Here is a 26,753-nt window from a genome sequence, read left to right on the forward strand (position 1 = left end):
TTTATGCAAGGTAGTAGGTGATTTCGCGATATGGCCGCGCGGAATTCGGTGGTGGTCGCTCATGTCAGCCCCCGATTGCCGCGGATGCGATACCGAGGCTCACGACGAGCACTTCTCGCTGACGGAGCAATCATATGATCCGCCTGAGCTTCATCCTTGCCGTCTTCCTATGTTTTACGACCCCGCTGGCGCATGCCGCCGGCTTCCAATTCATCGAGGTTCCGGCCGATGGGCCGCTCACGGCGCTGAAGGCAGGGATCTGGTCTCCGTGCACTCGACCGGCAAGCGAGGTGAAACTCGGCCCCTTCGTCATGTCTGTCGCCAAGGATTGTCCGATCTCGGGCGACAAGCTGCCGCTTGTCGTCATCTCCCATGGCAGAGGCGGTACTTTTGTTGGTCATAGCGGCAGCGAGCGCCGCCGAAAGCTGGAGACGTATTTATATCAGGCAGAACGATTTATCCTGGCCGCCTATTCCGGAGCCATGCCCGGCTGAAGACCCGCCACTGAGATCCGCGGCTCTGTCAGACGTTGAACTTGCAAGAGATTGCTCGGCCATGCCATGGATCCTGCTTCGCTTTGAAGCGAAGCTATGGGCACGTCGCCGATGCCGCGACGCCCATGCAGCCTGCGTTCATCGGTTTACACGAATTTTCAGCCATCGCATCGATGTAAATAGAAGCTGATCCCGGGCATTTATGAACGGATTCCCCGGCCGGATACGATGAGGCGGCGGCTGAAAAAGCGTGCCCGATAAAGGCAACAACAACCGCGCCACACTTGGACCGAAGCGAGCACTCCGATCCCCGCTTCACATTGAAGACGCTCACCAATTCCGGGTGATGATGGCAGGTCCACTATTCAAGGTCATGTCGCTGATGAACGTCGCCAAGCTTCCCGAGGAAAGATTTACATGCTGAAAAGCGTTTTCATAAACATCGGATTGCGAAAATAATTTACATGAATAGGCGTGATTTTACACGCGCCACGTTGACATCGGTGGCAAAAACCGCATCATTAAGAAAATAAATTACACTTTGAATAGCGGACCGGGTGAACAGCACAGCTACAAGCTCCTTACAAAACACAGGCGGACGTCGCGGAGCATGTCAGCCATGACCACACAATCAATCTTGGGGCGTCGCGATATGCCGCATGCGAGATCGGGCCGTTGCCTGCCCTCGCGCCCCAAAACGCAAACGAGTTCGGATCGTCAATAATGCGCATTTTCACGGCCTCGCTTGCCACCGAGACAAACACCTTTTCGCCTGTCCCGACGGACATGCACGCCTTCAAGGCGGCCTTTTATGCCGGGCCGGGCGAGCATCCCGAAACCCCAACCCTGTGTTCCTCCGTCGTTCCGATCCTGCGCCGCCGTGGCCGCGCGGAAGGCTTCACCGTCATCGAAGGCACCTCCTGCTGGGCCGAACCGGCGGGCCTCATCCAGCGACAGACCTATGAGACGCTGCGTGATCAGATTCTTGGCGAACTGAAGGCGGCGCTGCCCGTCGACGCCGTTGTCCTCGGACTACACGGCGCCATGGTCGCGCAAGGCTATGACGACCCGGAAGGTGATTTCCTGTCGCGGGTGCGTGCCATCGTCGGACCGGATGTGCTTGTCGCTGCCGAATTCGATCCGCATAGCCATCTGACCGCGCAGCGCGTCGCCAATCTCGACATCATGGCCACCTTTCTGGAATTCCCGCACACGGATTTCGAGCAACGCGGCGAGCATGTCGTCGAACTGGCCCTGCGGACGCTACGCGGCGAGATCAAGCCGGCAATCTCGACCTTCGACTGCCGCATGATCACCATTTATCCGACCAGCCAGGAGCCGATGCGCTCCTTCGTCGATCGCCTGAAGGCGATGGAAGGCAAGGATGGCATCCTATCCATCTCCGTCATTCACGGCTTCATGGCCGGCGACGTGCCCGATATGGGCACGCGCATTGTCGTCGTCACCGACGATGACAAGGCCAAAGGTAATGCGCTTGCGCAATCGCTCGGTCATGAGCTTTACGGTCTGCGCAAACACGTCGCGATGCCGATGTTCGACACCGAGACCGGGCTCGACCGCAGCGTCGAGCTGCGCGCGGCCCACCCGGAAACGCCCGTCGTTGTCGCCGATGTCTGGGACAATCCCGGCGGCGGTGTTGCCGGCGATGCCACCCACATTCTGCGCCGGATGATCGAGCGCGGCTTCGACAATATCGGTGTCGCGACGATCTGGGATCCGATCGCCGTATCGTTCTGCCATGCGGCCGGCGAAGGGGCGCAGCTCGATCTTCGCGTCGGCGGTAAATCCGGCCCGCAGGGCGGTGAGCCGCTCGACCTCGATGTCACGGTCTTGCGCCTGTTCGACGCCGGCTGGCAGAGCTTTCGCAACAGCCGCGTCACGCTCGGCAGCGCGGCTGTCGTGCGCCCCGTCGGCACCTCGATCGACATTATACTGATTTCCAGCCGGACGCAGACTTATGAGCCGGACATTTTTTCCAATCAGGGCATCGATTTCTCCGGCAAATCTTTCCTGCTTGTGAAATCTACCAATCATTTTCACGCGGGATTCCAGCCGATCGCTTCAGAGATCGTCTACATCGCCGCACCGACCTCTTACCCGACGGATCCAGCAACGACGCCCTACCGCAAGGCGAGCCTCGAGCTTTGGCCACGCGTCGCCGATCCGTTGGGCCTCGAAAGTTGAAATCGAGCCGGACGAGACCGGCCGCAGACATGCCGACTAACGAACATAGGGAACACGCCCGAAGGGCGGCCAAAAAGAGGATGATGATGAAAAGCGCATTTGTTCTGATCACGCTGGCCATGCTTGCCGGCACCAGCAATCTGGCGATCGCCCAGACCTCGGACGGGGTCTTGACCGTCGCCACCATCGGCGAGTTGCCGACCCTCGATGCCATGCAGACGCCGACCGACATCGTGCTCACGGTCGACCAGCATATTTTCGAGACGCTCTATACCTATGACGCCCAGTGGAAGTCCGTTCCGCTGCTGGCGGCCGCCATGCCCAAGATTTCCGACGATGGTCTCACCTACCGCATTCCGCTGCGCGAAGGCGTCAAGTTCCACGATGGCAGCGACTTCGACTCCAAGGATGTCGTTGCCTCGCTGAAGCGCTGGATGAACGTCAATTCCAAGGGCAAGCAGGTTGCCACGATCGTCGACAGTCTGACGGTCGACGGCGATCACGCCGTGATCATCAAGCTCAAGTCGCGCTATGCGCCGCTGCTGGCAACCCTGTCCCAGTCGTCGATCATTCTCCCTTCCGAAAAGGTCGCCGATACCCTTACCGATTTCATCGGTACCGGCCCCTATATGCTCAAGGAGCGCAAGCCCGACCAGTATACGCAGCTCGTGCGCTTCGATGGCTACAGATCGCCCGAAGGCGAGCCGAATAACTACGCCGGCAAGCGCGAGGCCGTCGCCAAGGAAATCCGCTTCGTGCCCGTGCCCGACGCCAATACCCGCGTCGAAGGCCTGATTTCCGGACAGTTCGATTTCGCCGACTCCCTGCCCGTCAGCGCCTATGAGCGCATCGAAAAGAGCGGCAACGCCAAGCCCGTCATCTTCAAGGATGCCGGCTGGGTATCGCTCAACATGAACATGAAGCAAGGTCTGCTGGTGAAGAAGCCGCTGCGCCAGGCGGTGCAGGCAGCGCTGAACTCCTCTGACATGATGCTTGCCGCCTTCAACGACCAGCGCTTCTTCAGCGTCGACGGCGCCTTCTTCCCGAAGGGATCGTTCTGGCACACCGACGCCGGTGTTGTCCGTTATGGTGAAGGCGATCCCGACACGGCGGCAAAGCTGCTGAAGGATGCTGGCTATGACGGCACGCCGCTGCGGCTTTTGACCAGCCGCCAGTATGAATTCCACTATAAGATCGGCGAAGTCGCCAAGGCCTATCTGGAAGCCGCCGGCTTCAAGGTCGACATGCAGGTCGTCGACTGGGCAACGCTGACGACCCGCCGCGCCGACCCGAAGGAATGGGATATCTTCATCACCCATTCCAACTTCCCCGGCGATCCGACGACGATCAACACGATTACCGACAGCTATCCGGGCTGGTATGTCTCCGACCAGAAGACCAAGGCCGTTTCAGCCTATATGGACGCGACGAGCGACGACGCGAAACAAAAGGCATGGGAAGGCATCCAGACCGTGATCTACGACGATGCGCCTCTCTACAAAGTCGGCAACTTCAACGCACTTTCCGGTATTTCCGCGTCGATATCAGGCTATACGCCGACCTATTGGCCGCATTTCTGGAACGTCAGCCCGAAGAAGTAAGGCTTAAAGCACATGGCAAAGATCGCCCAGGCGCTTTTGCGACGTCTTGGAGGCATGGTGATCGTGCTCGCGCTTGTCGTGACTGTTGTCTTCGTCATCGTCCGGGTCACCCCGGGCGATCCGGCGGCCGTCATGCTCGGGGCCGACGCCACGCCGCAGGACATTGCGCAATTGCGGGCAAAGATGGGGCTCGATGCGCCGCTGCTTGTCCAATATGTCCAGTTCATATTGGGCCTGCTGAAGGGCGACCTCGGGCAATCGATCTTTCTCAACCAGCCGGTCACGCAGGCGCTGGCAGCTCGCGCCGAGCCAACCTTTTTCCTGACGCTGTTCTCCATTCTGATCGCCATTGCGATCGCGCTTCCCGTTGGCATCATCTCGGCGGTCAAGCGGGGAACGATTTTCGATCAGGTCGTCGTTGTTCTCACCATGGTCGCTGCAAGCGTTCCTAGCTTCTGGCTTGGCCTGATGCTGATCCAGATCCTGGCCGTCGGACAAGGCTGGTTTCCGGCCTCCGGCTATGGCGGTCCTGACACGGACTTCCTCGAACGGCTGCACCATCTCATCCTGCCGGCGATCACCTTGGGCGTCGTCAATTCGGCGATGATCACGCGCTTCACCCGGGCCGCCATGCTCGACGTGCTCGGCGACGACTACGTGCGCACCGCCCGCGCCAAAGGGGCGAGCGAAAGCCGCGTCATCCTGAAGCATGCGCTCAAAAATGCGATGATCCCGATCATCACCGTCATCGGCCTCTCCGTCGCCATGCTCGTTGCCGGCGCTGTCGTGACCGAAACCGTATTCGGCCTGCCCGGCGTCGGCAATCTCGTCGTCTCCGCCGTTCTGCGGCGCGACTATCCGGTGATCCAGGGCGCGCTTCTGGTCGTGGCGGCTATCTATGTCCTCATCAATTTCGTCGTCGACATGCTCTATATTCTCGTCGATCCGAGGGTCCGACTATGATGGCCGGCTCCTTCACCCTTCCATTCGCCTCGAGCCTGCGGCGCCTTTTCGGCAATCGCGCCATGCTGTTCGGCGCCATCATTCTGCTTGTCGTCATCCTCGCCGCCATCCTGGCGCCCTGGATCGCGCCTTACGCCCCAAACAAGCTTTCCATCGTCAACAAGCTGAAGGGACCGTCCATGGCCCATATCTTCGGCACCGACGAATTCGGCCGTGACATCTTATCCCGCGCGATCTTCGCGGGCCGTATCTCGCTGCTCGTCAGCCTCGGCGTGGTCTGCATCTCCACCGTTATCGGCGTATTTCTCGGCGTTATCGCCGGATATTTTCCCAGGCTCGATGCGCCAATCTCACGCCTGCTCGATGCCATGATGTCCTTTCCCGACATTCTTCTTGCCATCGCGCTCGTCGCGGCGCTGGGACCATCGCTGGTCACGGTCATCCTGGCGCTCGGCATCACCTATGCGCCGCGTCTCGCCCGCATCGTTCGCGGTTCGACGCTCGTTCTGCGCGAACTGCCCTATATCGAAGCGGCGATCTCGATGGGCCTGCCGACCTGGCAGATCCTTGGCCGCCACATCCTGCTCAATCTGGCATCGCCCATTCTGGTGCAGGCGACCTTCGTCTTCGCCTCCGCCATGCTTGCCGAAGCAAGCCTTTCCTTCCTCGGCGTCGGCGTCTCCTCAGACATGCCGACCTGGGGAACCATGCTCGCTTCCGGCCGGGAATTCATGAACAACGCACCCTGGCTCATGGTCTTTCCGGGCCTTGCTATCGTCTTCTCGGTCCTGTCGCTGCAATTGCTGGGTGACGGCCTGCGCGATCTGGTCGATCCGCGCCTTGCAAAGGAGAGCTGACCATGGCGGACACGATCCAACCGGTTCTCTCGATCGAAAACCTGACGACCTCGTTCAAGACGGCCGAAGGCTGGCGCGCCGTCATCCGCAACATCAATCTGCAGGTCTCTGCCGGAGAAACGGTCGCCATCGTCGGCGAATCAGGATCGGGCAAGAGCGTCACAGCGCTGTCGACCATGCGCCTGCTGCCTCCGGGCAAGGCGCGCTGCGAAGGCAAGATCCAGCTTTTGGGCAGAGATCTCCTCGCCGTTTCGGAAGCGGAGATGCGCTCCGTTCGCGGCGGCTCTATCGGCATGATCTTCCAGGAGCCGATGACCTCGCTCAACCCGGTCTTCACCATTGGCAACCAGATCGCCGAGGCGCTGGTACTGCACCAGAAGCTTTCCTGGAAGGCGGCCGAGGCCGAAGCCTTGCAGCTGATGGAGCGCGTGCGCATTCCGGCGGCAAAGTCGCGGCTTAATGAATATCCGCATAAATTTTCCGGCGGCATGCGCCAGCGCGTGATGATCGCCATGGCGCTCGCCTGCCGACCCAAGCTCCTGATCGCGGACGAACCGACGACGGCACTCGACGTCACCATCCAGGCCGAAATCCTCCACCTCATCCGCGAGCTGCAGCGTGAGGAGAACATGGCCGTCCTCTTCATCACGCACGACATGGGCGTGGTGGCGGAAGTGGCCGATCGCACGGTCGTCATGTTCCGCGGCGACATGATCGAGACCGGCGTCACGACGGATATTTTCGCGGCACCGAAGGAAATCTACACGAAGTCGCTGCTTGCCTCGATCCCGCGCCTCGGCACCATGAGCGAGACCGAGTCTCCGCGGCGCTTTCCGGAAGTCGACGCCAAGACCGGCGAGGTCACGGAAGGCCGGGAGATGAAGCCGGTGGCGCAGAGCATTGCGCCGATCCTCAAGGTGGACAATCTCGCCGTCCGTTTCGATCTGCCGAATGGCCGCGTTCATGCTGTCGAGGACGTCTCGTTTGATCTTCGGCCTGGCGAAACACTCTCGCTCGTCGGCGAATCCGGCTGCGGCAAGTCCACGACCGGGCGCACGATCATGCGCCTCATCGAAGCAACGGCAGGTTCTGTCGCCATTGACGGCAAGGACGTGACCAAGGCGGGAACGAAAGAGCTGCGGGCGATGCGCCGCATGGCGCAGATCATCTTCCAGGATCCTTTCGCCTCGCTCAACCCACGCATGACGGTCGGCGCAGCGATCATCGAACCCATGCTGTCGCACCGGTTGATGGACCGACGGGAAGCGAAGGAGCGCGTCGCCGAACTACTCGATCAGGTCGGCCTGTCGGCAGCCGTCGCCAGCCGATACCCGCATGAATTTTCCGGCGGCCAGCGGCAGCGCATCTCCATCGCCAGGGCACTCGCACTCAACCCGCGATTCATCATTGCCGACGAAGCGGTGTCGGCACTCGACGTTTCGGTCAAGGCGCAAGTCTCCAACCTGCTGCTCGACCTGCAGGAGAAGCACGGCCTTGCCTATCTGTTCATCTCGCACGACATGGCCGTCGTCGAACGGATGAGCCATCGCGTCGCCGTGATGTATCTTGGCGAAATCGTCGAGATCGGCCCTCGCGCCGCTATTTTCGACAATCCGCAGCATCCCTATACCCGCCGCCTGATTTCGGCCGTGCCGATCCCGGACCCCACGCGGCGCGGCTTGCAGCCACCGTCGCAACGCGAGGAGATCAGGAGCGCGATCAGGCCCCACGACTATGTGCCGCCGAAGCGGAGCTACCAGGAAATATCGCCCGGACATTTCGTGCAGGATACGGCCGCCAGCTGGACAGAGTGAGATCCGCAGCGCAGCCGGCTAATGTCATATCCGCGGGATATTCACACGGAATATTGACGTGACCCGCTCGACTATCGATGACAGCGCAATGCTTCATGTGCATCCGTTGCTTCGGTGCCTGCCCAAAAGCCGCGCCCGCGTTATGTTGATCATTCACGCCATATCGCGCCCACATAGCGTCAAACTTTTGAGGGACTGGAAGTTCATGAGACATCTTCCACGTTTGCTGACCATCCTGCTTGTCGTTTGCTTGGCCCCGTCTGCATCACCTGCGCGCGCGCAGGGATTTGTTCATGCCGACCATCAACAGATCGTGGACGCTCGGGGCAATCCGTTGATCCTGCGTGGCCTGAACCTAGGTGGCTGGATGGTCCAGGAGGGCTATATGATGGAGCTGTCCAATCTGAAGGCGCAACATGTCATCCGTGGCCGCATTGCGCAGATCATCGGTGAGCGGAAGACCGAGATATTCTATCAGTCCTGGCGCGACAACGCCGTGACGAGAGCAGACATCGACGCGATGGCCAAGTGGGGCTTCAACAGCGTGCGCCTGCCGATGCATTGGAATCTGTTTATCAAAGATACCCCCGGCAAGGCTGCAAAGGGCGGGATCGTCTGGAACGAAGAAGGCTTCCGGCGCGTCGACGCGCTGATCTCCTGGCTGAAGGCCAACGACATGGTGTTGATCCTCGATCTGCATGCAGCTCCCGGCGGGCAGGGCCATGACATCGCGATTTCCGATCGCAACCCGCGCAAGCCCTCGCTCTGGGACAGTCCCGAAGACCAGAGGAAAATGATCGCGCTCTGGAGTGAGATCGCCCGGCGCTATAAGGATGAACCGACTATTGCCGGCTACGACCTGCTCAACGAGCCAAATTGGGGATTTCAGGACAAGACCGATAAAGGCGGCTGCCGCGAAACCGGCAACGAGCCGCTGCGCGACCTCTACGAACGCACCATCCATGCGATCCGGGCGATCGATGCCAATCATATGCTGATCATCGAAGGCAATTGCTGGGGCAACAACTACGCCGGCCTGTTGCCTGTTGCCGATCGCAATACGACACTGAGCTTTCACAAATACTGGACCCCGACGACGCAAGAGTCGATCGAACCTTTCCTGAGGCTGCGTGAACAATACGACATGCCGTTGTGGAACGGCGAATCCGGCGAAAATAACAATGGCTGGTATGCACGCGCCGTCGCGCTACAGGAAAAAAATGGCATCGGCTGGGCCTGGTGGCCGTTGAAAAAGATTGGAGCTGGCAACCCGCTTGAAATCGAGGCTGGGGCGGGCTACCGCCGCTTGTCCGCCTATCTTCGTGGAGAAGGCGAGAAGCCTCCGGCCAAGGCGGCTTTTGCCGCTCTCATGCAACTGGCAGCCGACAGCCGTTTCGACAGAAATGTGCATCATCGAGACGTGGTCGACGTCCTGTTGGGAACCTCGCATCGCGACAAGACGACGCCGCTGCAAGCGCAGTGATAGGAATGCGTCTCTGTAAAGATGCGCCAGCATTTTGCAGACCGTTCTTACGACAGCAATCAGATCGCGCTGGGCATCCGCTCCCAGGCGTTGGCGAGATGACGGCCGAGAACCTCGGAAAGCCGCGCCTCGTCGCCTGCTTCCAACGCGGCTGTCATTTCCTCGTGGTCGGCGACGGCCACCGCCCATTTTCCGGACCTTCATGGCCGATGAAGCGGAAAAAAGCGTCGGCTGTCCCGATGCCGGCGCCGTCTCTTTGGCGACGATAGCAGGCTGCGTCGCTGCAACGCTCGCTAAGGCAAGATGCCCTTCAGCCGTAAGTGGCCTGCCGGATTCAGCTGGTCTTATTTGCGCCTTTTTGGGCAACGAATTGTGGCACGGAAATGCACGGAGCAGATTTGATGACGGGCCTGTGATGACCGCTGATATTTTCGATTCTTGTTAGGTCTCTCTTCAACAAAGCGATGCACAATTGTGAATACCGAATCTTAAGTCATAGCAGCCGGACTTGCGGGAAAGCAGCTGGCGATGGCGCCCTGTGCTCTGCGAGATGGCTGCAATGGTTCGATCGTCGCTGCTGCCTCTGGCCGGCGGCGAGACAAGCAAGTTCAAAAGGTTTTAACAGGAGATCTGATCCAGTGCGGTTGAGAACTGCCCTTCGAAGCGTTGCCAAATCACTCGGCTTCTGCTTGCTCGCCTTCTCGGCATCGACGCCATCAATCGCAGCCCAGCGACAGTCGGACATTCCGGAATGGTTGGGCGCCTATGTGGGCGAAGGTGACGGCCAAATCGCGCAACCGATCCTGCAAAGGGCGCGAGCGCTTTACATGCGAAAGGTGAGCGAAGGCAAGGTCAGGAATCCCTGCTACTTTGCTATGGATGCCACGCGCCCGAACGATGCCGGCGACGGCAAATCGGGAGGCCGCTTCTACATCGTCTGTGAAGCCACCCAAACGTTCCGTGTGGTTTCGTCCGGACACGGCAGCGGCCGTGATTTGAAGGGCGTCGTGGATTTCGGCAACGGGCGGATGTGCGCCAGGAACTTCGGCAATGCGATGGATTCGAACCTGACTGCCGGCGGCTCCTACATGACCGAGGAAACGAAAACGACCTTCAAGGGCTACTATCCAATCTCCCAGACGAAGGATGCTGCATATCTTCGCACCTTCCTCCAGTTCGATGGCGAGGGCGAGACCGCCAATGCGCGGCAACGCGCGATCGGAGGACATGCAGCCGCAAAGGTGGCCGGCATATGCATGAAGAGAGATCCGCAAAGCCCCTATGCCAACCGTGACGGATACGTCCCCCTTGGAAAGCTGGTCGAGTATGCCGGCGGCCGCAGCGATGGCTGCACGAGCTGGGCAGCGTCGGACGCGAACCAGATCATCTCCATGGTAAAGGACAATCCGACGACGCTCTACATCTATCCTGAGTCAGCCGATATAAACGCCGTTGCCAAAGCCGTGGCTGCCGGTCGTTCACCATCGAAGGCTGGATTGTACTGGAACGATTCCTGCCTGAAGGCAATCGGCGCTCCGAAATTTTGGCCAAAGGAAACCCTGGAGCCGATCATCGCTCAGTATAAACAGGATCACCCGGCGCCGCCGTCCCGACCAATACCGATCTGCCAATAGCGCTGACGTTTGTCCCGTGGCAAACCTGGCAATTGGATGCGTCTGCTTCGATGCGCAAGCAGACCTCCCTCTCCTGCTCCTGAACTGCCCGGAACCGACCGTGCGGTGCTTGAGGCATGGATTTTCTCTGCATCCTGACATCCTGGTTGGTTTTGGGGGCGAGTCATAGTTGGCAATGTGCTCGCAGTTGAAAATGTGTGGACATTTGCCGGCAAAAACGGCATAAAAGTGCAGGAATTGGTCAGTGCATGTAGCCTTTCTCGCCCGTAATTGGTCTCCGCTACTGTATTTGGCCCACTTGATAGTCAATTGATTTTATTGAAACAAATCCTCCAAGTAGAAGCTATAACTTCCTTTCTTACCGCCACGTCCGCATAGTCCATACAGGCTTGTCTGCCGGGCTGACCAACTTCGCGGATCAGGTAGACATTTCGCGCGCCCTCTTTGTGTGAAAACGGATCCCCAGATCCGCCGCGGGAGAGACTTGCGGCATTGAAGACGGGGCATGGCTAAGCCACCTTCTGTGTGGCTGAAGCTGCATTTGCGCGTAGAAGGCTCATTAACATAGGACCGATCGCGAACTCTCCTCTTTGCGTTCGCCGCGTCAAATCTCGTAGATAGGCGCCAGCCGACTTTATATGGGAAGCACGTTGGAGGATGCAGGCGATCACGGTGGCGGTGTTTTCAAGCCCCATGACGGCACATGCCTCCTGGTGGGCGGTGGGGCTGATATCAAGCATCGATTTCACGATCACAGAGGCGGCCAGCAAATCGCGCCAGCCGTTGATCTGTCCGGCCGGACTATAGGCGGCAATTTCGGGGCAGGCTCGTAGAACGAGGTCGAGCGGAAATGATTTCAACTCTGTACAAGCGACGCCTACGCTTTCAGAACCATGGCGTGGGGGCATTGGGGGTCTTGTTTGGCGAACGGCAGTGGGGGCGGCAGCCCTGGTGGAGGCTGGTTGCGGCTGTGTATCGGGTTCGTTTGTGCGAGCGGTTTGTGGTGCTTCAGATTCAGTTGAAGATTCGGAGTCTGAATTCTGTATGTGGCGCTCATTTTGATAGGGATTGCCGCTTAGTTCTATGGCTTTTACGTGTTTTTCCAATCGGTTGACGATTTCGCCGTGCAGAGGGCCAAGCTTTTGGAGCAGGGCTTCCAATTCTGCTGCGCTGGGCGAGCGCGGAAGGCTCTCGATGAGGTCGCGAAAGCTGGAATGTGCGGCTTCCCAGTCGCCGTCGACCTGCTCGATGAGCGCCGTCTGGATCAGCTTTGTGATGTCGCGTCTGTAGAGGCTGATGCGTTCGCGTAGACCCTGGGTGTGGAGCCGCTCGGCGACGACTGCGGCAGCAAGATGTTCGATCTCCTCGGAACGATGGAGAAGAGGCGCCAGTGAGAAGCCGTAGGCCTCATTGACGTCCCCTGCCCTGCTTCTGCGGGCATAGCGCTTGCCATTGGGGCTGTCCCTGCGCACGAGGAGGCCGGCATCGATGAGCGCAGCGAGGTGACGTCGGATCGTTTGCTCGGCCATGCCATGGGCGCGCAGAGACAATTGCGCATTCGAAGGGAACACGACCAGACCGGCTTCATCCGAAAGCTCATTCTTCGGGTAGAAGCTCAAGAGCGCATTGAGAACGGCAAGCGCTCTATCCGTTATGCCGAGCAGGGGCTTGGCTTCGCAGAGCGCGCGATAGATTTTCCATTTGTCGACGGACTTGGTGGGCTCGACATTGCAGGCTCTTTTCTGAGCTAACAACATGCCAAGCGTCATCGACCGCCGCCCGAAAGGCGTCGTTACGTATTCAGCTTCCATTTTTCCTTCACCTACGTTGAGGCAAAAGAAATCCGCTCATCAAAACGATGCCAAAGACTCTTGACTGTGATTCGGGGAAATGCGATTCTTGATTTGCTTAAGATCAGAGAAGGGCTTCCACGACGGCGTCGTTTGGGGGCCTTTTTCTTTTGCGGTTACGTTTCCTTTCCTTGCTGAAACTCATTGAAGAGAGCCTGTAGCCTCTCCTGTACGAATTGATCGAAACCGGGTGCTGCCTTGCTGTCGAAGACGAAGGTTGCCCGCGCCGGTGTTCTCTTAAGCGTCACAGGCACGCCGGTTATCTCTGATGGCGCCGCAGGTGGCTTGGCAGACACAGGCTTGCTGATAACCAGCGCCATTGCCTGCTGGAAGCGTTCATCGCTCGATAGCTTTCGGCAGTTGTCCGCGGACAACTCGGCGACGATCGGTTCAGATGCAACGCTTTCGAGACGTTCTCCGAGCTCCAGCCACCGTCGCCGGCCAATCTCGGGAGCTGGTCCGATCGCGCTGATAAGTGCCAAAGGCACCTGCCTGGTAACGATCAGCATCTTGGAAAGCGCGGCCTTGTCCACGCCCAGCGCGGCCATGATGATATCCCTGCCAAAACCGCGCTGCTCGAGCCGCAGCGCAAACAAAGCGCGCTCAACATAGGACAGGTTCGTGCGCGCACTGTTTTCCTGGCCCTGGCTCACGACAAGCTGATCGTCGGTGAGCTGCCGCACGACGGCGCGCACCTTGATGCCGAGCGCCTTCGTTGCCGCCAGCCGGCGATGCCCGTATGCGACCTGATAACGTCCCTTGGCTTCCAGATGCGGGCGCACGAGGATGGGAACCTGTTGGCCGTGTTCGCGGATCTGCTCCACGAGTTGGCCAAGTTCAACAGGATCTATCTCAAGGCGATCGGTGACGAACGATCCGTCGATAAGGTCAGGATCGATATCAATGATCGTTTGACCCTCCGCCAGCTGCCGTTCGAGGTCGCTGGCCCGCTCCATCTTTTCCGTGATGTTTCCGAGCGTCCTGGTGATGCCGCCCACCGGACCGCCGCTTCTCTGCTGCGGCAGGAAGCCGGCGATGGGGCGATTGTCTTTCGCTGCAACGGCATCGGCGCGCCCCGTATTCGGAGCTGAAATCTCAATCAGATTCTTGCGCGCCATCTATCTATTTCCTTCCCCATGTTGAACGGATGTGCGTCTCGATCTCGCCGTTCACGAGATTGAGGGAATCCAGAGCGCGGTCGTAGGTGCCCCTTGTGAACTGGGCTCGTTCGACTTCGTAAAGGGTTTGTTTTGTGACGCCGGCATCGGCGACAGCCGTCGATTTGACCATGGCGTTGTGGAGCATGCGATTGCCGAAGATCGCCTTCATGAAGCCGGTCATCTGGCTTTGCGGCCCGTCATTGGGCTCAAAGCGGGTGACGAGATAGCGCATCCAGTCGTAGCTGGTACGCCCGCCTGCCCTTTCGACGACGGTCATGAGTTCGCTTGTCATGGTCAGGAACTGAGACATGGACATCACATCGAGCATCTGCGGATGAACGGTAATCAATATCGACGTCGCGGCGCAGAGCGCCGACATTGTCAGAAAACCGAGCTGCGGCGGGCAATCAATGACCACGACATCGTAGAAGCTTTCGATTTCGGTTAGAGCCTCGCCGATGCGCGCGAAGAACATCGTCTCGGCTCTGCCAGCCGCCATTGCTCGCGGTGTTTCGTGCTCGAACTCCATGAGTTCGAGATTGCCGGGGATCAGGTGCAGGTTCGGCGTATAGGTCGACCGAACGATGTCGGCAATCGGCCGGGGCTCCTCGTAGCGAATGGCGCCATAAAGCGTCTCGCCTTCGCCGACATCGAGCTCAGGCTGATGTCCGAACAACGCTGAGAGCGAAGCCTGCGGATCGAGATCGATGGCCAGCACTCGATAGCCTCTCAGCGCCAGATATTGCGCGAGATGGGCGGCTGTCGTCGTCTTGCCGGAACCGCCCTTGAAATTCATCACCGAGATGATCTGGAGTTTTTCGGCTCCCCGGCGCCAGGGCACATATTTCGGGGTGCCATTCCGTTCATCGAGAACTTTACGGATTCGATCCATATCCTCGGCGGTATAAAGCCGGCGTCCATTTGCAAGCGGATCCGGTCCATGGCCATCGGCAGCGATCTGGCGAAGATAGCCTTCTCCAATGCCGATAAAGGCGGCAGCTTCAGCCGGCGAAAATGTCCGCATCGTCTTTTGCGACTGAGGCGGAAAGAGTTTTGCCTGGTGTTGCTGGAGCTGGTAAGACAGCTCCAGCGCGTCTGTTGCCAGAAGCGTCGGAAGATGCTCTTGGTCGTCTTGGAGTACGAGACTCGGCTGCATGGCGGTTTTCCCAATTAACTGCGCAATTGTTACAGAAAGCTGCTTAACTACGCAGTTACAATATGCCCCGATTCGTTGCAGTTTTACAATTGCTTAAACAAATAGCGACTTTTGGCGGTTTTTTACTCATTCGGCATACTCAATGCCCGTTCCTTGAGGTGGATTCTATGCCTGGCGGCATCCGGTTTGCTCTGTGTTTCATCAAGCCGGGCTGGCCCATTGGGCAGAGCCCCATCGACCGGGAGTAGTCCGCGGACTACTCCCGGTCGATGGGCGCTTGGCAGGGCGCGAGGATTTGTCGGGTCGGCGAGTGTTCAGATATTTTCAGCTGTGGCGTCCCGGCAGAGCGCAGCCGGTTGTCCGCGGACTACCTGATCCGCGTTTGGAAAAACGACCGCGGCGAAGAGATTTATTGGCTGAGCAGCGCTTCGTTCCTTTGATTCTTCCAAAGGTGGGATCAATCGATTGGTAGGCGAATGAGGTCTCAATCGCTAGCACCTGCATACCAAAGAAACGCAAAACCTCCCTGCGGCTTTCCACTGGGAGGTGCGCGAGAAGGAATTCAGCGTGGGGCTGACGGTGTCAGCGCGGATGGCGATGCGTGCTAGCGCACCAGGCGATCGGAGCGCTTGCCGCCGCGAAGAAGTGCGGCGCGGATCAGTTCCGATTTGCTCAACGCTGGCGGCGGCGGAGCGGGTTGCTCCTGAGGTTCGGCTGTTTTGACGGGCGTCTGTTTCAACGTCGTGAGGCGCTGCCTCGCGGCAAGCCTGTCTTCCGGCGACAGCGGCTCGATCGGGTTGCCGTCGATATCGTGGCGCATCGAGTCGGGTTGGGCGCTTGCAAAGTAATATTGCTTCGAGTGGAGAAATGCACTCGTGGCGCGGCGGAGCGCCATGACCGGGGTGTCGGGCTTCAGAAGCGGGCGTATCTCGTTCCAGAGACCAAGCGCAAAGGGACGAATGATCTCGCCGGGCTTGGAAGGCAAGATATCGATCGGACGGACCAGGAGGGCGTTAATCGCCTTTGCTTTTCTAACGTCGAGTTCCGTTGCAACAATCGGGTCTCGAGTGATCGTCCAGGGTTCTTCCATGAAATCGCTCCTTTGTATCGAAATCCATTACGGATCGATTGTGAAGTGATTTTGACGGGGCGGCGAACAAGCTTGCTCTCGAACATGGCCACCATGCAAAGCCAATGACCATATATGGAAGCGCAAAGCGCGCTGCAAGCTTTTGCGTTAACAGGATTTTTATAGTTTGGCGGATAGCTTGCACCCAGCCGCGAAGGGTATTGTGTACGCGGCGCGTCTTTCTTTCCAAAGTCGCGCGAACTGCCGGAGTTTTACCGCGGATTCCTCGCCTGCCGAGCGCCTCACCGCCCGCCGACGCCAAGCATGTCGACCGGGGCATTTTCGAACCCGCCTTCCGGACTGACGGGCCTCCCCCCCAACTGCCGATATTGATAGCGCGTGCCGAGCCATGGCCACGCGCGCATCTCACGCTTTAAATATCGTGGTCGGTTCATGTGTTGCGAGATGGAGAGCACACATTGTCGCACCGGGATCGAACCGATACAGCGATTTGGATAGGGATGGTGTTTCCGCAGGGTATGCCCGCCGATGTGCTCTTCCTGTGCTAAAGGCTTTTGCGACGATCCAGGCAGGGATAGTCGGTGCCGCCGACGTTGATTCTCGAATGGGAAGCGGGGCAGGGGAGGTGCCATCCTGTGGCTTATCCCGCGCGGGGTCTTTGTCCATGAAATGCTCGACGCGCAAATTCGCGAACTCCGTCGCCGCCGGCCGCTGGGCCAAGGTTGGCCCATCGCATGCTCGCGGATGTCGGTGAGCCGGTTTGCATCGCAAGTGACGACATGTTCCGTCGAAAAATGTGAAGACATCGGCATGGCTAGCTTGCCCTTGCGAAACCCGCCTTGGCTGGTGGCTGCTGTTGCGATACAGATGGCGCCGCAACCCGCAAAGCCAAAGACCGAATGGCTTATCTATCTTCTGGAGAGAAGCATCTTGAGTATGAAAGCGTTCTTGTCGCTGAGTGTCGTTTTCTCGCTCTCGCTTGTTTCGTCTGCCCTGGCGTTCGATAAGTCAGCCTTCTTTGATGCCGCGCTCTGCAAGCCGCCGTACACGACAACCTCGGCAACGGAAATGTACAATGAGGCCGAAAAACTCGCAAAGGCCGATACATCTCTCCTGACGGCTGCCGTTTACAAATTGTCCGCGGACTTCGGCAAGCAGGGCTTCAAGACAAATGAACTTATTTTCGCCGGCTCGAGCATCGGCGTGCTGATCGAAGGCTTGCGGGCGGATGAACTCGCCAAGACCTATCATCTGAAATCGGACAATCTTGGCAGTCTTTTGGGGGCGGCTTCAAAGTCGTATGCGCGTGCATTGGTGAAGGCCGATCAGCCCACCAGGGAAATGGGGGTCGTGTCGATCGTGGCCCGCGAGTCGGCGGCCTTTCCCGGCAAAACACTGCTTGCGTGTGAATTCGTAACGCACGAAGATCTCGAAGCCATGAAGAAACTCCAGGCGAATTGACCCCTTCTATCGTGACGCTTTGGCTGCCTGCTGTGTTCGTTGCAGGGAAGCGGTCAGCAACGCGCGAACTCCATGGATCTCACGATCCGCTCTGCTATCGGAGGCACGGCTAGGGGCTAAGTGCCGACAGCTGGTACTATCGATAGTGATAGGCGCGGTTGGGAGCCGTATGGATGACGGAAGCTAAAGGCGGTTTAATTTCAATATCCGGAAACTCTGCGCTTAATTCATACGGTTGATACGCTGAGTATCTGGAAAACTCGGTGTCGATTTTGGATAAGGGGTGTCGAAGCCGCTTTCACCTCCCGGTTACAATTGAAGCGCTGTGCTGGATAGAAAAAGCGCTATCTTAACCCTACGGCGCCCGATCCGAACCGGCGGGGGACCCCTCAAAGCTCGAATGCGCTGCCGGTGCCTCGCGTCGGATGTCAATCGATGTTGCTATTTTCCGCATCGGCTCAATCAACCTACCCTAGAGTAACGACCATATTATGCACGCGCAAAAAGCGTTCTAGTCCTTTGAATCTATAGGATCCTGTCGATTCAATCTGAAAGCGGGATGCCTTCGTGCGAATGGATGAATTGAAATGCCGCTGCGTTAGACCGCTTTATATGTGTCAGGCGTGTGACAGAAGAGACCAATTTCTTTCGTCCGGCCTGAAGACACAAGGGGGCGAGTTTCTAATCTTATGCGTCTCATACTCGTCAATGATGTTTCAACCGTTCGCGGCGGCGCGACCAAGGTGGCGTTGCAGTGTCTTGAGGCAAGCAGGGATGCGGGTCTGACTTGCGCCATACTGGTCGGCGATGATGGCGAAGGCCTCAAGTCGCGGTTTGCCGGCATCCGGACAGTTGCGCTTGGCGAGCGTCCCCTTCGGGAAGGTCCGACCTTCACCGATGTCTTCGCGAAGAACTATAATTGGCGCGCCTATGAGGCCTTGGAGGGGTTGCTTAAGGAATCGGAGGAGGAGACCGTCGTGCATGTGCATGGCTGGTCGCAGATCCTGTCGCCGTCGATCTTCTACGCGCTTGCCAAGCATGAGGCCAAAGTCATCGTCACGGCGCATGATTTTTTCCTGAATTGCCCCAACGGGGGCCTCATCAATTTCCATAGCGGCGAAGTCTGCCATATCAAGCCGCTGTCCGCCGCATGTCTGACAACCAATTGCGACAAGCGCAATTATTTCCATAAGCTCTGGCGTTTCCGCCGAACCTTAACCCAACGGGGCGTCGGCGAGGAATTCTGGGGTCGCATCGGCATCGTGCTGGCGCATGAAAACATGGAGGCGCATCTCCGCTCCGGTCCTTTACGACATTTCACGACGCTGCGCACGCCCACGGAGCCATTGACGCCCGGGCCGGTAGAAGCATGGCGCAACCACCGCACCGTTTTTCTCGGCCGCATGTGCTGGGAAAAGGGGGTACGGACGCTGGCGGATGCGCTCAACAAAACGGGAAGGACGGCGACGCTCATCGGGCGCGGACCGTTGCTTGAGGAGATGCAGCACGCGTTGCCGCATTGCTTCGTGCCCGGCTGGCTGAGCGATGAGGAGGTAGCGAGGCTCGCGGGCGAAGCGCGCGTTTTCGTCATGCCGTCGCGCATGCCCGAGCCTTACGGTCTGGTCGCGGCCGAAGCGTTGATGTCCGGCATACCGGTCATTGTCAGCAGCAATGCATTGATTGCGACGGAAGTCGAGAACAACGGCGCCGGTCTGGTCTTCGAGAGCGGCAATGCGGATTCGCTGGCCGAGAAATTGGCGGCGACCGATGACGACAACCTGATGCGAAGGCTGAGCGAGGGTGCGTTTGCCCTTGGCCAACGCATCGCGCCGAGCAGAGCGGAATGGGGACGCCGAATGGTGGACATCTATATGGGGCGCAGCGATTTTCTTGCGCATTAGTGGGGGGGACAATGGCACGTGCTTTGGTGACGGGCGGCTGCGGTTTCGTTGGCCGACATCTTATCCGGCGACTCCTTGCCGAAGGGCTGGATGTCGTCTGCGTCGATCCGCTGGTCATGGGGACGGGCGCGCTTCATGCTGATCTGTGGCAGTGTTTTACGCGCTCCCGCTTCACCTTTCTCCAGGAGGATTGTCGCACTTTCTTCGCCCGCCCGCCGGAGCATTTTGACTATGTCTTCCATCTAGCCGCGCTGGTCGGCGGCCGCGTGACGCTGGAGACACGGGCGCTCGATGTCGCCGAGGATCTGGCTGTCGATGCGAAGCTATGGCAGTGGGCCTCACGCGCCAAGCCTGGCACCGTGGTATTCTTCAGCTCCAGCGCGGCCTATCCAGTGTCACTTCAGACGGTTGAAAATCATTGGCTGCTATCGGAGGACATGATCAATTTCGATACCTCTGTCGGCATGCCCGACCTCAGCTATGGCTGGGCGAAACTGACCGGTGAATATCTGATGAAGCTCTATGTCGAGCGCTATGGCCAACGGGCCATCGCCTACAGACCGTTCAGCGGTTACGGCGAGGGTCAGGATTTGGCCTATCCTTTCCCGGCGATCTGTCGCCGGTTGCTTGCGGAAAAAGGTGCGGCAGAGGTTTTCGTTTGGGGCACAGGCCGTCAGTGCCGTGATTTCATCCATATTTCCGATTGCATCGAATTCATCTGGCAGACGAAGGACTTGCTTCCAGATGGCGCCAGCCTCAATCTCTCGACCGGCATCGCCATGTCCTTCATCGAATTGGCGGAGACCATCAGTCGGCAGATCGGTTGGCAGCCGGTCGTCACAGGCCGATCGAACCATCCCGAAGGTGTTTTCTACCGCTGCGGTGATACGGTGCTGCAACGCTCCTACGGACTGAAGCCGCTGGTCAGTCTGGAAGAGGGCATCGCGCGGACACTGGAGAATCTGCGAGCGGAGCAGCCGCCATATGCGCTAGCCATCTGAACGGAGCCTCACGACAATCTCCGTTGGTCCAGAAGGGTGATCGTCCCCACCGACGCGCAGACCCCGGCCGCACCCTGCTTGCATCGATCGGATTGGGGCTGGAAATTCATCGCGGAAACCAAGCTGCCGGAGAGCTTTTCGTTGAGCGGAAAGCAGAGATAAAGGGCAAGCCGATGCTCTTCGATGTCCAACCCACGACTAAAAGCGCAGTGGCTGCCGGTTCGTAAGGCTGCACCTGGTGAATTGTCGGTATTGATCATTGACGTGAGCCAGCCCGTTGCCAATGACAGGAACCATCGTCAGGTGGGTTTTGGGGGCCTTTGCTCTCGGAAGGATATGAACTTCTGACCCACTAATCGCATTCGGAGCTTACCTCTAGCCCCATTCGCGATCATGCGCATGAAATCAGTGGCGACAGAGAATCTAGGCAAACTGTCTTCCAGGCCTTGATCATCAAGGCACATAGATCTAATGAGGCGCGTGAGTGATCCTAGGAGTTTAGAATGCAGGTTTTGGTACGTGACAACAACGTTGAGCAAGCGCTCCGTTTTTTGAAAAAGAAGTTGCAGCGCGAGGGCGTTTTCCGCGAGGCCCGACTTCGGGAGCGTTTTGAAAAGCCCTCCGAAAAGCGTGCTCGCGAAAAGGCTGAGGGTATCAGGCGTGTCCGCAAACTCGCTCGCAAAAAGCTTGAGCGGGAAAGCGGTATTTCGAGCCCCAAGAAGGCAAGAGCTTCCGCTCGCTAGCGGAGATCGAGTGGCGGATGTTTCGGCTGTCGAGAAAATGACTTTCTCGTGCTTGAGATATCCCTTTCCCGCGGGCGGTGTTGTCATCGTGTTTGAATGACAAGCGCGCTAAGTCCGGTGCGGACGGTTTCAGACGATGTGGGCGCGAGCGGCGGAAAACAGCGAAACGAAATGCTGTAAACGTCTATTGAGCGAAAGCCCCGGCGCATTCTCTCCCGTTTTCGAAACGGCAGATGCGCGCGCGGTCGATTGTTCAGGCCTTTGTGGGGCCTGATGCTCAACGCCTGGAATGAGCCGACGCCTTGCCGCCGGTGGGCTTGCCGGGACAATGCGGCGGCCACGATCGGCGTGAGCACGCCACGGGTCGACCTTATGAGATCGATGGATCTTGGCCCGGAAGCAATCGGCACTTTCATATGAATTGAGAGCAGCATTGCAACTCGCTCAGATCTGGATCGCGAACGGCGAGGTCCAAAGAGCCCGTGAGCTCATTCGCGCACGCGAGTTGCTCAACCTTCGTTGAGACGCGCGCCGGATCCTCTCTTTCGACCCGCATTCGCCCATTACATTGCGAGATAGGCCTGCCGGATATCCTCCCGGCTTTCGAGTTCTACAATGGTGCCGGAATATCGGATTGCGCCTTTTTCCAGAATATAGGCGCGGTCGGATATCAGCCGGGCGAAATGCAGGTTCTGTTCCGACAAGAGGATGGACAGCCCCTCGCGCTTCATCGTGAGGATCGCATCGGCCATCTGCTCGACGATCTTGGGCGCCAGCCCTTCGGATGGTTCGTCAAGCAGGATCAGATGGGGATTGCCCATGAGGGTTCGGCCGATTGTCAGCATCTGCTGCTCGCCGCCGCTCATGTTGCCGGCCGGTCTCCTGCGCATGTTGCCGAGGTTCGGGAAGATCTCGTAGATGCGCTCGGGCGTCCACACCGCGCGCCGGTCTCGGCCCGCCTGTCGTCCGACTTCGAGATTTTCCTCCACCGTGAGGGCGGTGAAGATGCGCCGGTCTTCCGGCACATAGCCGAGCCCCCGGCGGGCGATGTCGAACGGAGGAAGCCTGGAAATATCCTCTCCTCGAAACCGGATCTCCCCCTGTTTCGACAGGAGAAGGCTCATGATCGATTTGAAGGTTGTCGATTTGCCGGCGCCGTTGCGGCCAAGCAGGGCGATCACCTCGCCCTCGGCGACCTGCAATTCCACGTCGAACAGGATATGGGCGGGTCCGTACCAGCTATTGAGACGGGATACTTCCAGCATCAGCCCTCCGATCTGTTGGCGTAAAGCAAGCCGGAGCCGAGATAGACGGCTTGGACGTCGGGATTGGCCCGGATCGCCTCTGGGGCTCCTTCCGCGATGATCGTGCCGCGATTGAGCACGAGAATCCGCGACGCATGCTCGAAGACGATATCCATATCATGCTCGGTGAAGAGAACGCCGATCTGTCTTTCCTCGACAATCCTGGCGGTCAGTTTCATCAGTTCGATGCGCTCCCGCGGGGCCATTCCGGCGGCCGGCTCATCCATCAGCAGCAGCTTCGGATCGCCGGCCAGCGCGATGGCAAGCTCGAGGCGCTTGACGTCGCCGTAAGGAAGCTCGCGACAGGCGCGATCGGCCTGGTCGCCAAGACCGATCAGGCCGATCAGCTCTTCGGCCTCGCGGCGAAATTTGCGGTCCAGCCGCCCGAAGAAGCCGGTCCAACCGGAAAGATGTCCGGCATGGGACAGGATCGCCACCTGCACATTCTCGCGAACCGTCATGGACAGGTAGACTTCCGCGATCTGGAATGTACGGCCGACGCCGAGGCGGAAGATCCTGGCAGGCGAGAGGCCCGATGTCTTGACCCCATCGAGGATCACCGATCCGGCATCGGGCCTGATCTGGCCGTTCAGCATGTTGAAGCAAGTGCTTTTCCCGGCGCCGTTCGGTCCGATAAGCGCCATCAGTTCACCACGGGTAAGCGAAAAGGAGACGTCGGTGACCGCTTTGACGCCCTGATAACTCTTGCTTAGATGCGATACCGACAGAAGCGGTGGGGTCATGGCGCATCCCCCATTTTGGCGGCCGGTTGCGAAAGGGTTTGCGGCAGGATCTGGAGCCGTCGCTTGCGAGTCCCCAATATTCGGCCCAGCGTCCCGACGATCCCTTCCGGAAATGCGACGACCAGGAGAATGATGAGGCCGCCGAGGATCATGCGGGAGAGATCGGTATTGCTCATCAGCCAGATCGAGGCGGTCTTGTAGACGATTGCACCGACGATGCCGCCCGATACCGTACCGAAACCGCCGAGCAGGACCATGACGAGCCCGTCGATCGACATCGGAATACCAAGCACCTCAGGAAAGATGCTTCCCTTCTGAAAGGCCAGAAGCGAGCCGGCAAGGCCAGCAAAGAAAGCCGACACGACGAATGCGGTATGCTGGACGGTGCGGCGCGGAATGCCGGTTGCCGCCGCGCGCTGCGGTGAATCCCGAAGCGCCCTCAGGGCATGACCGAACGGCGCGAAGGTCAGATAGCGGATACAGCCGACCGATAGGACGGCCACCGCGAGCGTCAGCCAATAGAAGGCCTTGGGTCCGCTTGCCCATTCGGACGGCCAGACGCCGACGATGCCATTGTCGCCACCTGTCACGTCGACCCACTGGTAGGCGATCGACCAGAAGATCTGCGCGAAGGCCAAGGTGAGCATGGCAAAATAGATGTTGGACAGCCGGACGCAGAACCAACCCGAGACGAGGGATATGGCAGCCGCGACGAGGGGCCCGATGAGGACGGCAAGCTCCATCGGCGCGCCAAACCACTGGACCGATAGCGCAGCCCCATAGGCACCTAAGCCGAGGCTCGCCGCATGGCCGAAGGAGTCCAGCCCGCCCACCGACATCATGAACTGAAGACTGGTGGCGAAGATAACGGCGATCAGGACTTCGCTCGCGACACCGAGGCCGTAATTGCCGAGCACCAGCGGCAGCAGGACAGCGCCAAGGATGAGCACGACGGTGGTAGCACGGCTGCGTGGGCCCAGCGGCCGCCACGTCGTCCTTGCCGCATAGCCGGCGCGGGAGGCGGGCAGGGGCTTGCCGAAGAAGCCCCAGGGACGCAGGACAAGGACGACCGCCATGACCACGAACATCAGCACGAGGGAAATGCCTGGAAACACCAGGATGCCGAAGGCGTTCAGCTCGGAGACGACGATGGCGGCCAGGAAGGCGCCGCCGATGCTGCCCAGCCCGCCGATTACCACCACGACAAATACCTCGGTGATGACGGACAGATCCATGAAGTGCGTGACGGCATCGCGCGGGATTTGCAGGCCGCCGCCGAAGGCTGCCAGGAAGACGCCGAGAGCAAAGACCCCGGTGAAAAGCCATTTCTGGTTCACGCCGAGCGCGCTGACCATGTCGCGGTCCTGGGTAGCAGCGCGCACCAGGATGCCCCAGCGCGAGCGGTGCAGCAGCAGCCACAGCATGCCGAGAACGGCGGGTCCGAGAGCGATGAGCACGAGATCATAGGCTGGAAAGGGTCGGCCGAGAATCTGGACGGCGCCGGACAATCCGGGTGCCCGTGGCCCGACGAGGTCCTCCGGTCCCCAGATCAGCCGCACGCCGTCCTCGACGACGAGCGTAACGCCGAATGTGGCCAGAAGCTGCAACAGTTCGGGAGCACGGTAGATACGGCGCAGCAGCAGAATTTCCAGCAGAGCACCGCAGGCTGCGACGATGGCGGCGGAGACAAGCAGTGCTGCCCAGAAGCCGAAGGCGCTTTCCCAACGGGTCGTCAGGCTGTAGGCCAGATAGGCGCCCAACATGTAAAAGGCGCCATGAGCGAAATTGACGATGCGCGTCACGCCGAAGATCAGCGATAGTCCGGAGGCGACCAGGAACAGCGAGGCGGCATTGGAAAGCCCGGTCAGGAACTGCAGAAGATAAAGGTCCAACGGAGGCTCCCTGCCCATTTAACAAGGGTGGCATTCGATCCACGGAGCGAACGCCGGCGCGATGCGTTATGACGGAATGCGAGCATGTTTGCCGGCGGGAGGGCATGACGCCACAACCGCCGGCCTTTGACGGTTCCGCTAGGGGCGGAGCTTGGCGGCGTCGGCCTCGCTCGGCAGGAAGTCGTTGCCGCTATGGTACTGGAAATCGACCATCACGCCTTTTCCATCCTTGAGGGCGGTCTTGCCGATGAAGGCGCCGAGCGTCGATTGATGATCCGCGGCACGATAGGTGATCGGGCCAAACGGCGTGTCGACCGAAATACCCTTGGCGGCGGCAATCAGCGCGTCCGTGTCGGTCGACTTGGCCTTGGTCAGAATGGCGGCCATGGACTTGACCAGCGAATAGCCGACCACCGAGCCGAGGCGAGGATAGTCGTTGTAGCGCTTCTGGTAAGCGTCGAGAAAGGCCTTGTGCGCTGATGTGTCGACGGAATACCAGGGGTAGCCCGTCACGATCCACCCTTCCGGCGTATCGGTCTTCAGCGGATCGAGATATTCCGGCTCGCCGGTCAGGAAGGAAACGACCGAGCGGCCCTTGAAGAGATCGCGGGTCGAGCCCTCGCGCACCAGCTTCACCAGATCGGCGCCGAACTCGACATTGAGGATCGCATCCGGCTTGGCGGCCTCGATGGCCTGCGCCACGGAGCCGGCATCGATCTTGCCTTGCGGCGGCCATTGCTCGCCGACGAACTCCACGTCGGGTCGGGCCTTCTGGAGCAATTCCTTGAACACAGCCACGGCGCTTTGTCCGTATTCATAGTTTGGCGCGATGGTCGCCCAGCGCTTCGCCGGCAGCTTGGCGGCTTCCTGCGCCAGCATGGCGGCCTGCACGTAGTTTGGCGGGCGCAGCCGGAAAGTATAGTCGTTCCCCTTCGACCAGATCATCGCGTCAGTCAGAGGTTCTCCGGCCAGGTAAAAAACCTTCTTTTGCTTGGCGAAATCGGCAACCGCCATGCCGACATTCGAGAAGAAGGAGCCGGAGATCATCACCACCCCTTCCTTTGCGACCAATTCGTTTGCGGCCGTCAGCGCGTCGCCGGGCTTGCCACCATCATCCTTGGAAATGATTACGAGCTTGTCGCCGTTGATGCCGCCCGCCGCATTGACCTCGTCAAGCGCCAGTTGCCAGCCCTTCTTGTAAGGGTCGGTAAACGCAGGTAGCGCGGAATAGCTGTTGATCTCGCCGACCTTGATCTCACCGGCCATCGCTTGTGTCCCGGCCGCCAGACAAAGGGCCGTACCCATAATCGCAAAAAGTCCTCTCATTTCCGTCCTCTCTGGATTGATCTGTTTTGATTCTTGTTATTACGGCACGTCATCGGCGGCATCGAATTTCGAGCG

21 protein-coding genes and 1 pseudogene are annotated in these 26,753 nt (G+C 59.2%); 12 read left to right on the forward strand and 10 right to left on the reverse strand.

Translation table 11 applies throughout. The annotated features are described in order from the left end of the window. Positions 1-134 precede the first annotated feature (134 nt). The 7 genes from FHT28_RS11345 to FHT28_RS11375 all read left to right on the forward strand — a co-directional run bounded on the left by FHT28_RS11345 (position 135) and on the right by FHT28_RS11375 (position 9,417). Positions 135-494, forward strand: a complete 360-nt coding sequence (locus FHT28_RS11345) for a hypothetical protein (protein ID WP_168596290.1) — start codon at positions 135-137, stop codon at positions 492-494. Between the two features lie 723 nt (positions 495-1,217). Continuing rightward, a complete protein-coding gene (locus FHT28_RS11350; protein ID WP_168596291.1) occupies positions 1,218-2,699 on the forward strand; it encodes a M81 family metallopeptidase in 1,482 nt (493 codons plus the stop codon). Between the two features lie 80 nt (positions 2,700-2,779). Continuing rightward, positions 2,780-4,300, forward strand: a complete 1,521-nt coding sequence (locus FHT28_RS11355) for an ABC transporter substrate-binding protein (protein ID WP_168596292.1) — start codon at positions 2,780-2,782, stop codon at positions 4,298-4,300. Positions 4,301-4,321: 21 nt separating this feature from the next. Beyond that, complete coding sequence (locus tag FHT28_RS11360) at positions 4,322-5,263, forward strand: ABC transporter permease (protein ID WP_168596373.1); 942 nt, start codon at positions 4,322-4,324, stop codon at positions 5,261-5,263. Continuing rightward, positions 5,260-6,120, forward strand: coding sequence for an ABC transporter permease (locus tag FHT28_RS11365; protein ID WP_168596293.1), 861 nt, complete (start codon positions 5,260-5,262; stop codon positions 6,118-6,120). Before FHT28_RS11360 ends, FHT28_RS11365 begins: the two co-directional genes overlap by 4 nt. A gap of 2 nt (positions 6,121-6,122) precedes the next feature. Beyond that, the gene (locus FHT28_RS11370) at positions 6,123-7,934 is read left to right on the forward strand and encodes an ABC transporter ATP-binding protein (protein ID WP_168596294.1); all 1,812 of its coding nucleotides are present in this window, start codon (positions 6,123-6,125) and stop codon (positions 7,932-7,934) included. A gap of 385 nt (positions 7,935-8,319) precedes the next feature. Next, positions 8,320-9,417, forward strand: coding sequence for a glycoside hydrolase family 5 protein (locus FHT28_RS11375; RefSeq protein ID WP_246704845.1), 1,098 nt, complete (start codon positions 8,320-8,322; stop codon positions 9,415-9,417). A gap of 59 nt (positions 9,418-9,476) precedes the next feature. Here FHT28_RS11375 and FHT28_RS36665 read toward each other — a convergent pair. After that, a pseudogene (locus tag FHT28_RS36665) lies at positions 9,477-9,634 on the reverse strand (GntR family transcriptional regulator); the annotation flags it as partial. Between the two features lie 421 nt (positions 9,635-10,055). On the opposite strand from FHT28_RS36665, the gene FHT28_RS11385 reads away from it, so the two are divergent. Beyond that, positions 10,056-11,051, forward strand: coding sequence for a hypothetical protein (locus FHT28_RS11385; RefSeq protein WP_168596296.1), 996 nt, complete (start codon positions 10,056-10,058; stop codon positions 11,049-11,051). A gap of 509 nt (positions 11,052-11,560) precedes the next feature. On the opposite strand, the gene repC is transcribed toward FHT28_RS11385, so the two are convergent. From repC to FHT28_RS11405, 4 genes are all read right to left on the reverse strand, one after another. Further along, positions 11,561-12,862, reverse strand: coding sequence for a plasmid replication protein RepC (gene repC / locus FHT28_RS11390; RefSeq protein WP_168596297.1), 1,302 nt, complete (start codon positions 12,860-12,862; stop codon positions 11,561-11,563). A 155-nt stretch (positions 12,863-13,017) separates the two neighbouring features. Next, a complete protein-coding gene (gene repB, locus FHT28_RS11395; protein ID WP_168596298.1) occupies positions 13,018-14,019 on the reverse strand; it encodes a plasmid partitioning protein RepB in 1,002 nt (333 codons plus the stop codon). Between the two features lie 4 nt (positions 14,020-14,023). Then, the gene (repA, locus tag FHT28_RS11400) at positions 14,024-15,217 is read right to left on the reverse strand and encodes a plasmid partitioning protein RepA (RefSeq protein WP_037193099.1); all 1,194 of its coding nucleotides are present in this window, start codon (positions 15,215-15,217) and stop codon (positions 14,024-14,026) included. Between the two features lie 604 nt (positions 15,218-15,821). After that, complete coding sequence (locus FHT28_RS11405) at positions 15,822-16,307, reverse strand: ProQ/FINO family protein (RefSeq protein ID WP_047558589.1); 486 nt, start codon at positions 16,305-16,307, stop codon at positions 15,822-15,824. Positions 16,308-16,976: 669 nt separating this feature from the next. Here FHT28_RS11405 and FHT28_RS11410 point away from each other — a divergent pair. The 3 genes from FHT28_RS11410 to FHT28_RS11420 all read left to right on the forward strand — a co-directional run bounded on the left by FHT28_RS11410 (position 16,977) and on the right by FHT28_RS11420 (position 20,670). Next, positions 16,977-17,768, forward strand: a complete 792-nt coding sequence (locus tag FHT28_RS11410) for a hypothetical protein (protein ID WP_246704846.1) — start codon at positions 16,977-16,979, stop codon at positions 17,766-17,768. A 689-nt stretch (positions 17,769-18,457) separates the two neighbouring features. Continuing rightward, complete coding sequence (locus tag FHT28_RS11415) at positions 18,458-19,669, forward strand: glycosyltransferase family 4 protein (RefSeq protein ID WP_037193104.1); 1,212 nt, start codon at positions 18,458-18,460, stop codon at positions 19,667-19,669. A gap of 11 nt (positions 19,670-19,680) precedes the next feature. Further along, positions 19,681-20,670, forward strand: a complete 990-nt coding sequence (locus FHT28_RS11420; RefSeq protein ID WP_168596299.1) for an NAD(P)-dependent oxidoreductase — start codon at positions 19,681-19,683, stop codon at positions 20,668-20,670. A gap of 8 nt (positions 20,671-20,678) precedes the next feature. On the opposite strand, the gene FHT28_RS11425 is transcribed toward FHT28_RS11420, so the two are convergent. Further along, a complete protein-coding gene (locus FHT28_RS11425; RefSeq protein WP_168596300.1) occupies positions 20,679-20,930 on the reverse strand; it encodes a hypothetical protein in 252 nt (83 codons plus the stop codon). A 243-nt stretch (positions 20,931-21,173) separates the two neighbouring features. Here FHT28_RS11425 and rpsU point away from each other — a divergent pair, with 243 nt between their 5' ends. Further along, entirely contained in the window at positions 21,174-21,413 is a 240-nt protein-coding gene (rpsU, locus tag FHT28_RS11430) for a 30S ribosomal protein S21 (RefSeq protein WP_037193112.1), read from the forward strand. Positions 21,414-21,976: 563 nt separating this feature from the next. Here the strand turns inward: rpsU and FHT28_RS11435 are convergent. The 4 genes from FHT28_RS11435 to FHT28_RS11450 form a co-directional block, all read right to left on the reverse strand. Next, entirely contained in the window at positions 21,977-22,678 is a 702-nt protein-coding gene (locus FHT28_RS11435) for an ABC transporter ATP-binding protein (protein ID WP_168596301.1), read from the reverse strand. Continuing rightward, positions 22,678-23,460: an ABC transporter ATP-binding protein gene (locus FHT28_RS11440; protein ID WP_168596302.1), complete on the reverse strand. Its 783-nt coding sequence runs from the start codon at positions 23,458-23,460 to the stop codon at positions 22,678-22,680. The genes FHT28_RS11435 and FHT28_RS11440 overlap by 1 nt, the downstream gene beginning before the upstream one ends. Next, positions 23,457-25,352 carry an ABC transporter permease gene (locus FHT28_RS11445; RefSeq protein ID WP_246704847.1) on the reverse strand — a complete coding sequence of 632 codons (1,896 nt, stop codon included), beginning with the start codon at positions 25,350-25,352 and terminating at the stop codon, positions 23,457-23,459. The genes FHT28_RS11440 and FHT28_RS11445 overlap by 4 nt, the downstream gene beginning before the upstream one ends. Before the next feature lie 138 nt (positions 25,353-25,490). Next, positions 25,491-26,678: an ABC transporter substrate-binding protein gene (locus FHT28_RS11450; protein WP_168596304.1), complete on the reverse strand. Its 1,188-nt coding sequence runs from the start codon at positions 26,676-26,678 to the stop codon at positions 25,491-25,493. Positions 26,679-26,753 lie beyond the last annotated feature (75 nt).

This window comes from Rhizobium sp. SG570 (assembly GCF_012275345.1).
In the GTDB taxonomy this organism is placed as follows: Bacteria; Pseudomonadota; Alphaproteobacteria; order Rhizobiales; family Rhizobiaceae; genus Rhizobium; species Rhizobium lusitanum.

What these genes read in the sequence shown, in the direction of transcription:
- FHT28_RS11405 (WP_047558589.1), bottom strand. Translation starts at nt 16,307, where the DNA reads ATGGAAGAACCCTGGACGATCACTCGAGACCCGATTGTTGCAACGGAA.
- FHT28_RS11435 (WP_168596301.1), bottom strand. Translation starts at nt 22,678, where the DNA reads ATGCTGGAAGTATCCCGTCTCAATAGCTGGTACGGACCCGCCCATATC.
- FHT28_RS11350 (WP_168596291.1), top strand. Translation starts at nt 1,218, where the DNA reads ATGCGCATTTTCACGGCCTCGCTTGCCACCGAGACAAACACCTTTTCG.
- FHT28_RS11410 (WP_246704846.1), top strand. Translation starts at nt 16,977, where the DNA reads ATGCTCGACGCGCAAATTCGCGAACTCCGTCGCCGCCGGCCGCTGGGC.
- FHT28_RS11345 (WP_168596290.1), top strand. Translation starts at nt 135, where the DNA reads ATGATCCGCCTGAGCTTCATCCTTGCCGTCTTCCTATGTTTTACGACC.
- FHT28_RS11365 (WP_168596293.1), top strand. Translation starts at nt 5,260, where the DNA reads ATGATGGCCGGCTCCTTCACCCTTCCATTCGCCTCGAGCCTGCGGCGC.
- FHT28_RS11450 (WP_168596304.1), bottom strand. Translation starts at nt 26,678, where the DNA reads ATGAGAGGACTTTTTGCGATTATGGGTACGGCCCTTTGTCTGGCGGCC.
- FHT28_RS11355 (WP_168596292.1), top strand. Translation starts at nt 2,780, where the DNA reads ATGATGATGAAAAGCGCATTTGTTCTGATCACGCTGGCCATGCTTGCC.
- FHT28_RS11375 (WP_246704845.1), top strand. Translation starts at nt 8,320, where the DNA reads ATGATGGAGCTGTCCAATCTGAAGGCGCAACATGTCATCCGTGGCCGC.
- FHT28_RS11440 (WP_168596302.1), bottom strand. Translation starts at nt 23,460, where the DNA reads ATGACCCCACCGCTTCTGTCGGTATCGCATCTAAGCAAGAGTTATCAG.
- rpsU (WP_037193112.1), top strand. Translation starts at nt 21,174, where the DNA reads ATGCAGGTTTTGGTACGTGACAACAACGTTGAGCAAGCGCTCCGTTTT.
- FHT28_RS11420 (WP_168596299.1), top strand. Translation starts at nt 19,681, where the DNA reads ATGGCACGTGCTTTGGTGACGGGCGGCTGCGGTTTCGTTGGCCGACAT.
- FHT28_RS11370 (WP_168596294.1), top strand. Translation starts at nt 6,123, where the DNA reads ATGGCGGACACGATCCAACCGGTTCTCTCGATCGAAAACCTGACGACC.
- FHT28_RS11415 (WP_037193104.1), top strand. Translation starts at nt 18,458, where the DNA reads ATGCGTCTCATACTCGTCAATGATGTTTCAACCGTTCGCGGCGGCGCG.
- repC (WP_168596297.1), bottom strand. Translation starts at nt 12,862, where the DNA reads ATGGAAGCTGAATACGTAACGACGCCTTTCGGGCGGCGGTCGATGACG.
- repA (WP_037193099.1), bottom strand. Translation starts at nt 15,217, where the DNA reads ATGCAGCCGAGTCTCGTACTCCAAGACGACCAAGAGCATCTTCCGACG.
- FHT28_RS11425 (WP_168596300.1), bottom strand. Translation starts at nt 20,930, where the DNA reads ATGATCAATACCGACAATTCACCAGGTGCAGCCTTACGAACCGGCAGC.
- repB (WP_168596298.1), bottom strand. Translation starts at nt 14,019, where the DNA reads ATGGCGCGCAAGAATCTGATTGAGATTTCAGCTCCGAATACGGGGCGC.